This is a genomic window from Wolbachia pipientis, assembly GCF_023661085.1.
GTDB lineage: Bacteria > Pseudomonadota > Alphaproteobacteria > Rickettsiales > Anaplasmataceae > Wolbachia.
This window is the reverse complement of sequence record NZ_JAHDJT010000070.1, coordinates 1-6822: the sequence shown is the minus strand read 5'-3', so window position 1 is coordinate 6822 and position 6822 is coordinate 1. Positions and strand designations below refer to the sequence as shown.

General features: G+C 36.0%; 6 protein-coding genes. 5 read left to right on the top strand and 1 reads right to left on the bottom strand.

The genetic code is table 11. The features are described from left to right. Positions 1-166 precede the first annotated feature (166 nt). The 5 genes from DM84_RS03890 (at position 167) to uvrC (ending at position 6391) form a co-directional block, all read left to right on the top strand. The gene (locus DM84_RS03890; protein ID WP_250778437.1) at positions 167-706 is read left to right on the top strand and encodes a hypothetical protein; all 540 of its coding nucleotides are present in this window, start codon (positions 167-169) and stop codon (positions 704-706) included. A gap of 125 nt (positions 707-831) precedes the next feature. After that, entirely contained in the window at positions 832-1590 is a 759-nt protein-coding gene (locus DM84_RS03885; RefSeq protein WP_250778435.1) for a phosphatidylglycerophosphatase, read from the top strand. 44 nt (positions 1591-1634) lie between these two features. Next, a complete protein-coding gene (locus tag DM84_RS03880; protein ID WP_250778433.1) occupies positions 1635-2474 on the top strand; it encodes a glycine--tRNA ligase subunit alpha in 840 nt (279 codons plus the stop codon). A 3-nt stretch (positions 2475-2477) separates the two neighbouring features. After that, on the top strand, positions 2478-4583 hold the full coding sequence (gene glyS, locus DM84_RS03875) for a glycine--tRNA ligase subunit beta (protein ID WP_250778431.1): 2106 nt from the start codon (positions 2478-2480) through the stop codon (positions 4581-4583). Next, complete coding sequence (gene uvrC / locus DM84_RS03870; protein ID WP_250778429.1) at positions 4580-6391, top strand: excinuclease ABC subunit UvrC; 1812 nt, start codon at positions 4580-4582, stop codon at positions 6389-6391. The genes glyS and uvrC overlap by 4 nt, the downstream gene beginning before the upstream one ends. Before the next feature lie 129 nt (positions 6392-6520). On the opposite strand, the gene DM84_RS03865 is transcribed toward uvrC, so the two are convergent. Beyond that, positions 6521-6822, bottom strand: a 302-nt coding sequence (locus DM84_RS03865; RefSeq protein ID WP_250778427.1) for a PDDEXK nuclease domain-containing protein, incomplete at its 5' end; no start/stop codon positions are given.

The following is a 6822-nucleotide window of genomic DNA, read 5'->3' as shown; positions in this document are numbered from 1 at the left end:
ATACCTTATTATTCTGTTCTCTTTCACATCTTCTTTCCTTAGCTTGACGCGTATGCTTATCAATACGCTCCCTAGATACTTGCTGAAAAGTAGTGGAAAGAAATTTTCTAGTTGATTGATGTAACTGCGTATACTATAATAAGTTAAAGGTTTTAGGGATTAGGCGATGGATTACATAAACGATGCTGCTGGTAGTTACACTACCATTCATGATTTTTTTCACAATAACGGGGCAGGAGACTATAAAGTTCAATGCAGTTACAACGGTGTACCTTATGCAACTGACGAATGCATACATGTCGGAGATAAGTTCTACGCTGACAATTTTATGGACTCGCATTATGGTAGGGAGATAAAAATGTACCCTCAAAGTGAACTTTTAGCTAAAGAATATGCTGGAAATATGCTGCCTGTTTCAATATCACTGGATAAGGATTTAATAAAAATAAAAGACTGTCAGAAAAAAGCTGAATTTGTAGAACTGGAAGAGCAATCGGATGATCTAGTGTATGATAAACAAGAGCACATAAAATGCCACACAACGGAGTTATTATATGATGATGTTTTTGCTTATGATAATAAAACCTCAACACTTAACATTAGACATGATGCGCCAAGTGATCCGCAATACAGTTTAAATATAGCATTCACAAAGGTTAATGATAATAAACCAGGGTTTTGGCAAAAACTTAAAAACATGTTTTAGCTAAAGTAGCATTCTTCTCAATGGAAAGATTTTATGGAGGATATATGTTTGCTTTATCTGTTTTGAACTATTGATAAATCTGTTACAATAAAGTATAACTCTATTAGCTAAATATTACTTGAGACATGGAGATTTTTTGGACAGCTCTGGAGAAGATATTGGGTAAAGTTTTTCCTGCTAAAATAGTGAGCTCTTTTTTAGGAATAGGGTACTTACCAAGTTGGCAGAACTATTGGTCTTCTTTTTTGATATTATTTGTTACCGATGTCATATTAGTTCTCGTATATGGAGGAGATTTTATACTATACAAAATGCCAAATTCGGGCGTAGTTGTGGCTGCTATTTTTGTGAAGTTGGCAATAGTTATGTTAGTACTACAATTAGTTGGAATATCCATTTTTCATATTCAAGACCCTTCAGCAAACAGTGGTGAGAATATAGTAATACAAATAGCATCAGGGCAAGTGCTGACTGTTGCGCTCTCAATGCCAGCAATAATGTCAATTTATCATGCTGTAAGTAAACTCTATGGAAGCATATGTAAGCAGATACTTCAATGTTCGTTTTGGTTTAATGATTTCATGCACTTGTTCTTTTTCTTTATTATACCTTATACATTTTTTAATATTGTGGAAGCGATAAAACCTTGGCCAATAAGTTCAATACAGCTCAGTTATAACAATGCAATATCAATTACATTTGAGGGGATTTTCCATACGTTTTATGCAGTAATTTTGCTGTATTTGACTGCATTTATACTCTGCGATTTAACTATGCATAATGCAATTGTCCTAAACAAGAGCATAATTCAATATGTGAAAGAAAATTCGGTAGTCTTGAGTGACTACTTGCATAACACTATAAAAAAAATAAGTATTGAATAGTACCTATTTGCTTATATATTCAGTATAAAAAGTGTGCAGTTTACGTGAATCTACAAAGCATAATAAAGGGATTGCAAGATTTTTGGGCTGGTGAAGGATGTACCATACTCCATCCTTACACATCTGAAGTTGGAGCTGGAACGTTGCATTCTGCAACAATCATGTCAGCAATTGACGCAAAACCAACAAAGATTGCGTATCTACAACCTGTAATTAGGCCAGCAGATGGACGCTATGGTGATAACCCTAATCGCTTATATCAACACCATCAATACCAAGTTATAATCAAACCTTCTGGTAATAATTTGCAGGATGTTTACTTAAGTAGCTTAAAGGTTCTTGGCATATCCACGGAGAAGTATGATATTAAATTTATTGAAGATGATTGGGAAAACCCAAGTGTTGGTGCATCAGGGCTTGGATGGGAAGTTACATGCAACGGGATGGAAGTAACACAACTTACTTATATACAGCAAGTAGGAGGTATTGACTGCAAAATAATTCCTGGTGAGGTGGCGTATGGGCTAGAACGTTTGGCAATGTGCATACAGGGTGTAGATAATGTTTACGATATAATTTGGAACGACAGCGGCGTGACTTATGGAGACATTTTTAAGCAAAGAGAATATGAATTTTCTCACCTGGCACTTGATTATTATGATACTAAAGTGGTACAGCAGCAGTTTGAGGATACAGAAAAACTATGTAAATTTCTTATTGGAAAAGAATTACCAGTAGCAGCTTATGACCAATGCGTTAAAACTAGCCACCTACTTAATCTGCTTGATGCAAGAGGTGTGCTTGGTGTGAATGAGCGTACAGTGTATATTGGTAGAGTTAGAGAGCTGACAAAAAAATGTTGTGAGTTATATATGAGTAAGTAACATATGTCGTCACAATTGCTATTTGAATGCCTTTCAGAAGAAATACCACCGAGAATGCAAAACTCAGCTGCAGCTCAAGTTAAGAGTTATGTTGCTAATGCTTTCAATAAAAATAATGTAAAATTTGCATCTATAGAGGTTTTTATAACGGCACGCCGCATCACTCTTTTTGTTGATAGTATAAGCATTTCGGGACTCAAGGGTTCTAATAACGAAGTTAAAGGACCAAATGTTAACGCACCAAAAAGTGCCGTTGAAGGTTTTTTAAGGAAAAATGGAAAAAGTGAGACAGATTTATTCGTTCGCAAGGTAGGTAATGGAGACTTTTACTTCATCAAAAAGGATATTTGCTCATTTAATGTCCAAGAGTTTCTCAAAAATCTACTAGAGGAGATGTTGAAAAATTTTTCTTGGCCAAAAAGCATGAGGTGGAGTGAAGGAAAAGAAAGATGGGTTAGGCCAATTCAAAACATTCTATGCATTTTGAATAATGAGATAATACCTGTGTCTTGTGCGGGAGTCACAGCGCGCAATGTAACGTACGGTCATAGGTTTCTCTCAAGTGGTACAGCACTCACTGCTGAAACACCTAAAGACTACTTTGCATTGCTGGAAAAAAACAGTGTCATTCTCCAGCCGGATAAAAGAAAACAATTCATACTGGATCAGATTGATAAATTTACAAAAGAGCAGAGTTTACAACTCGAAGCAAATGATCATTTACTGAATGAATTAACGGGGCTTATAGAATGGCCGATTGTGTTGTTTGGCAAAGTAGATCAAGAAAAGTCATCTGGACTACCTAAGGAAGTAGTTCTTAGCATAATTAATACGCAGCAAAAATACCTTGCTTTAAGTAATGGGCAAAGAATTTCGCACTTTGTCACTGTTGTCAACGTTAACAATGATGAAGTTGTCAAGGGACATGAAAGAATATTGGAAGCACGTCTTGCTGATGCCCAGTTTTTGATATCTCAGGATAAAAAGGAAAATCTGGATTATTATGTCAAGAAATTAGATTCGATATTGTTTCATGCTTATCTCGGTAGCGTTGGAGAAAAAGTAAAGCGCATTATAGCTCTATCGAAATATATAGCCATATATATTCCGCGTGCTTCGCTAATTAAAGTTGAACGTGCTGCATATTTAGCAAAGGCAGATCTCGCAACATCGATAGTAAAAGAGTTTCCAGAGTTGCAAGGAACAATAGGTGGATATTATGCTTCTTACTTTCGAGAGGATGAAGAAATAGTGGAAGCTGTAACTGAGCATTATAAGCCAATCGGATCGGAGCAAGAATGTCCTAAGTCTCCTGCTGCAATTGCTGTAGCCATTGCTGACAAAGTAGATAGTTTGGTTGGTTTGATTGCAGCAGGTGAAAAGATCTCAGGTTCATATGATCAGTTTGGTTTGCGAAGAATGACAATTGGTGTAATTAGAACAATACTTGAGAATAACTTGCATATTCCGGTTAAGCTATTGATAGATCAGTCGGTATCTTTATATCCAAAACTTACATTTACTGAGGATGTAACATCATTTGATCAATCTAATAAGCCGGGTAAGGAAAAAATTTCAGAACTAGTGCTTAAATTCTTCCTGGAGAGATTCAAGGTTATTTTAAGGAACAGGGGTATAAGGCAAGATGTTGTAAGTTCAATATTATATAAAACTGATATTAATGATCTGCTAACAGCAGAAAAGCAAACTGTTGTATTAGACCATTATCTTAGTACGCCTGAAGGTGAACAGGTTCTGAGCACCTATAAAAGGGTCAGTAACATAGTCAGCAGAGCAGAAAAAAATGACAACGCTACTTACGGTGCATCTTATAATAAGAAGTTTTTGATTGATAGTGAAGAAATAGCGCTATCAAATTGTGCTGTAGCTGTTTGTAAAAGCATTAAACAAGCAATAAAAAATGGTTACTTCAATACAGCACTTGATGAACTTACTGGTTTTGCTCCATTTATCAACCAATTTATGGACAGTGTAAAGATCGACTGCGACTCTGATAAGCTAAGGAGAAATAGATTGTCTTTGCTTGCGAGTGTTGTTTCCATTTTTCATTTAGTAGCACGTTTTAGCCTCATACAAGTTAAACAATGATAAATGTTCAGGCGATAAAAAAACAAATCGAGTTATCTCCACAGTCTTGTGGTGTGTATAAGATGATAGGAGATAAGGATAAAGTTTTATACGTTGGGAAAGCAAAAAACTTAAAATCGAGGTTATCTAGCTACCTTCGATATGAAAACCTTTCTGAACGAATCAAGGTTATGCTCTCACAAATTGTTGAGGTTAAGACCTTTCTAACTGAAAATGAAGTGGATGCACTGCTTCTTGAAGCGCAGTTAATAAAATCACTGAAGCCACCTTATAATATTGTGCTCAAGGATGGAAAATCTTATCCTTACATAACAATTTCCAAACACGATTACCCAAGAATAGCACGATACAGAGGCAAATTTAAAAAGGACGAGTTTCACTACTATGGTCCCTTTCCATCTGCCGATGCTGTTAAGCAGACTATATTGTCATTGCAAAAAGCTTTCCTTTTGAGAGTATGTTCAGATCGATATTTCTCCTCAACAAAAAGACCATGTCTTGAGTATCAAGTTAAGCGCTGCTCAGCACCGTGCGTAAATAAAATCACGAAAGGTGACTACTGTCAATCAGTAAAACAAGCGCGAGATACATTGCTTGGAAGAAATAAGGAAGTAAAAGAACAATTACTTTCCACAATGATAAAGTGCAGCAGTGAGGAAAATTATGAGCTTGCTGCTGTATATAGAGATCGGATAAAATTTCTTGAGCAAATTCAAATGCAGCGAACGGATTTTTCTTTTGAAAAAGATGCAGACTTTTTCAGCATTGCACGTGAAGAGGATCTAGCATGCATTGGTGTGTTATCGTTCAGAAATAAAAAGAACTACGGAAGTACTCCTTACTTTTTCGAGAACTGCAATGATCATCCAGACGATGAAATTTTATCCACCTTTCTGGTCAATTTGTATAATTCAGCTAACATACCTCCAGCACAAATTTATGTTTCTGGTTTTGTTACAGGTAAGGAAATCATTGAGCAGGCACTACGTAACGTTACTCAAAAACCAATAAAAGTTTTGTGTGCAAAAAATAAAAAAGAACATAGTTTGTTGAAATTCGTTTATGATAATTCTCAGCATAGCTTGGAGCAGAAGCTTACTGATTATAAAAACAATCTAGAAAAACTTGAAGAGCTTAGCAAAGTTTTCTCGTTACCAAATGTTCCAAAACGTATCGAGGTTTATGATAATAGCCATATATCTGGAAATCAACAAGTTGGCGTGATGATTGTTGCAGGGCAGGAAGGTTTTTTAAAAAGTGAATACAGAAAATTTACTATAAAAGAAGAAATTTCAGGTGATGACTATAAAATGATGAGAGAAGTGCTAACCAGACGTTTCTCTGGCAAGATAAAGGACATAATTCCTGATTTTCTATTGATTGATGGCGGGCCTGGGCATGTTTCTATAGTACAGAATGTATTAGAAATATTGAATATAAATGTTCCTTTTGCTTGCATGGCAAAGGGCCCCTATCGCAACACAGGAAATGAGAGATTTTACATGCCGGGCAGGGAAGAGTTTACTCTAGCAAATGACAGCAAAGTCATGCTTTATTTACAATTGCTGCGCAATGAGGCTCATCGTTTTGCAGTCGCTTCACATAGAAAAAAGCGCGATAAACAGCTTTTCGTTTCACCGTTAAGTAAAATAACTGGCATTGGTAACAAAAGAAAAAATGCGTTGATGTCTCATTTTGGTTCAGTGGAAAACATAAGCAAAGCTTCCCTGGCTGAAATTCAAAGTGTAGCTAGGATTGGTAAAGAATTAGCAAAAGCTGTTCTTAAACACTTAAATAACAAAGAATAGGCGCAGAGGTGTGGTTAAGGTACAAGCAAAAAGACTTTAAACTTTAGCCTCAAACCACACTACACCGCCATCTCATTCTAACAATTTTGCTATTCAATTGCCCCGCTGACTTGCCTTTTGTGTTACTAATCATTTTCTTGACTTTTCTTGGAGCCGTTCATATTTTTCACGAGCTATAGAGATAGCTTTTCTCAACTTCTCCTCAAGAATTTTCTTAGGGGGTAGCTGTGTTAAATATTGCGCAACGTGAATATCAGACCCCTCAAGCTCCAGGTATTCTATATCTTCTTGATCCTTATCGGCACATAAGATAATCCCTAGAGGTTTTTCTTCATCTGGTTTTCGTTCATTTTTATCTAACCAATTCAAGTACCACTCCATTTGTACTTTATAGACTGGTTCAAACTGAACGATTTTTAGTTCTCTTTCAT

What these genes read in the sequence shown, in the direction of transcription:
- DM84_RS03885 (WP_250778435.1), top strand. Translation starts at nt 832, where the DNA reads ATGGAGATTTTTTGGACAGCTCTGGAGAAGATATTGGGTAAAGTTTTT.
- uvrC (WP_250778429.1), top strand. Translation starts at nt 4,580, where the DNA reads ATGATAAATGTTCAGGCGATAAAAAAACAAATCGAGTTATCTCCACAG.
- DM84_RS03890 (WP_250778437.1), top strand. Translation starts at nt 167, where the DNA reads ATGGATTACATAAACGATGCTGCTGGTAGTTACACTACCATTCATGAT.
- glyS (WP_250778431.1), top strand. Translation starts at nt 2,478, where the DNA reads ATGTCGTCACAATTGCTATTTGAATGCCTTTCAGAAGAAATACCACCG.